General features: G+C 74.7%; 2 protein-coding genes and 1 pseudogene. 1 reads left to right on the top strand and 2 read right to left on the bottom strand.

Annotated features, from left to right (window positions below; translation table 11 throughout):
• Nucleotides 1-92: 92 nt before the first annotated feature.
• Together ACFV61_RS35980 and ACFV61_RS35975 are read right to left on the bottom strand one after the other, a co-directional pair.
• Nucleotides 93-797: a lytic transglycosylase domain-containing protein gene (locus ACFV61_RS35980; protein WP_380496397.1), complete on the bottom strand. Its 705-nt coding sequence runs from the start codon at nt 795-797 to the stop codon at nt 93-95.
• Between the two features lie 84 nt (nt 798-881).
• Complete coding sequence (locus ACFV61_RS35975; protein WP_063350645.1) at nt 882-1,088, bottom strand: antitoxin; 207 nt, start codon at nt 1,086-1,088, stop codon at nt 882-884.
• A 259-nt stretch (nt 1,089-1,347) separates the two neighbouring features.
• Between ACFV61_RS35975 and ACFV61_RS35970 the strand changes: the two are divergent.
• A pseudogene (locus ACFV61_RS35970) lies at nt 1,348-1,555 on the top strand (hypothetical protein); the annotation flags it as partial.

Raw genomic sequence — 1,555 nt, 5'->3', positions numbered from 1 at the left:
GCCCCCGCGGCGCGCGGGCCCCCCCCCGCGGCCCCGCCCCCTCCCCCGCTCTGCGGCCCGCCGCGGACGCCGCGGCGCGGGCCCCCCCCCCGCTACTGGACGGCCGTGCCGGACTTGGCCCAATTGTCGTGCAGCCGGTCGAGGTAGGACTGCGCCTGGGAGCCCACCTTGACCCCCCGGGCGAAGGCCAGCATGTTGCCCGCGCCGGCGTTGTAGCCGAGGGCGAGGAGCTCGTCGTGGTTCAGCGGCGCGCTCGGCCGTGCCGGGAGCTGCCCGGCCAGGTCGTGCAGGTGCCAGGCGGCCGCCTGGACGGCCAGGTCGCGGTCGTCCGGCAGCTCCTCCCACTGGCGGTCGGCGAAGGGGCGGCCGGGTTTGGTGTCGTCGAAGGCGGCGCGGTGCATGTTGGCGATGCCGAACGAGGCTTCGGGCTTGCCGCGCTGCCAGGCCCGTTCGAGCTCCGGGTCGTGCGGCTTGTACGACTCGTTGTAGAGGATCGCCATCAGCAGCTGCGGGTTGACCCCGGCCTCGGCGGCGAACCGGCGCACCGGGGCCGCGTAGTCGGCGGGGTCGTAGCGGCCGGACGGCTTCGACGGCTTCGACGGCGCGGTCGAGGCTGATCCGGACGGGGCGGACGCGGAGGGCCCGGCACCGTCCGGGGAGGGGGTCGCCGACGGGGAGGCGCCGGACGACGCCGTGGTGGGGTGGTCACCGCCGTGGACGATGCCCCACCCGGCCGCGACGAGTACGCCGACGACCAGCCAGCGCCCCCAGCGCGACCCCTGTTGCCCCTCGCTCATCGCTGCCGACCCCTCCCCGTGTGCCCGTGCCCTTGTTCGACCGTCGTACTGCCGATCGTGCCGGCGACCGTGCCCGGTGGCAGGCTACTCGGCCGGCTTCTGCTCGCCGTCGAGGTTGCGCAGGAAGCCCTTGGCCTTCTCGACGCCGGTGTCGATCTGGCCGCTGTACTTGCCGTCCGTGCGGTCGTCGATCACGTCGCCGACCTTGTCCAGGCCCTGCCCGAGCACGCCGCTGTGCTCGCGGGCGAGGTCGGTGGCCTTGTCCGCGAGGTTCTTCAGACTCTCAAACATGGTGACGCTCTGCTCCTCTGACGCGTTCCTGATGGTGTGCCGACGTGGCGGGGGATCATGACCATCCTAACGACGGCCCACCAGGCGCTCGGCCGCTGCCGAAGGACGGCGGGTGACTTTGCTGGAATGGGTTTGTATGCTCCAGCCCAACTTCTACAGCCATGTAGAAGTTGGGAACCGCCACCAGGACGGAACGCGTCCCGGCACGCACAGCGGCGCGCACGCGCCGCGGCAGCCGAAACGAGCGAGGGAAGTGCGCATGGCCGGCCAGCGGGCGAGAACGCCGTACCAGGACGCGGGACCGCGCACCGAGGACCCCGCCCTGCCCGCGCAGCGCTCGCGCGAGGCCGCCCCGGCGGAGCCCGCCGCGCCGCCCGTCGCCCGCCCGCCACGGCCCGCGGCCTCCCGCCGCCGGCCGCAGGCCCGCCGGGGCGGCCGGCTGCCGGTGCTGCTCACCGCCGTCGGCC

Origin of the sequence: Kitasatospora sp. NPDC059817 (genome assembly GCF_042731835.1) — a bacterium.
Lineage (GTDB): Bacteria > Actinomycetota > Actinomycetes > Streptomycetales > Streptomycetaceae > Kitasatospora.
Note: the sequence above shows the minus strand (reverse complement) of the source record. Positions and strands in the feature narration are given on the sequence as shown.

What these genes read in the sequence shown, in the direction of transcription:
- ACFV61_RS35980 (WP_380496397.1), bottom strand. Translation starts at nt 797, where the DNA reads ATGAGCGAGGGGCAACAGGGGTCGCGCTGGGGGCGCTGGCTGGTCGTC.
- ACFV61_RS35975 (WP_063350645.1), bottom strand. Translation starts at nt 1,088, where the DNA reads ATGTTTGAGAGTCTGAAGAACCTCGCGGACAAGGCCACCGACCTCGCC.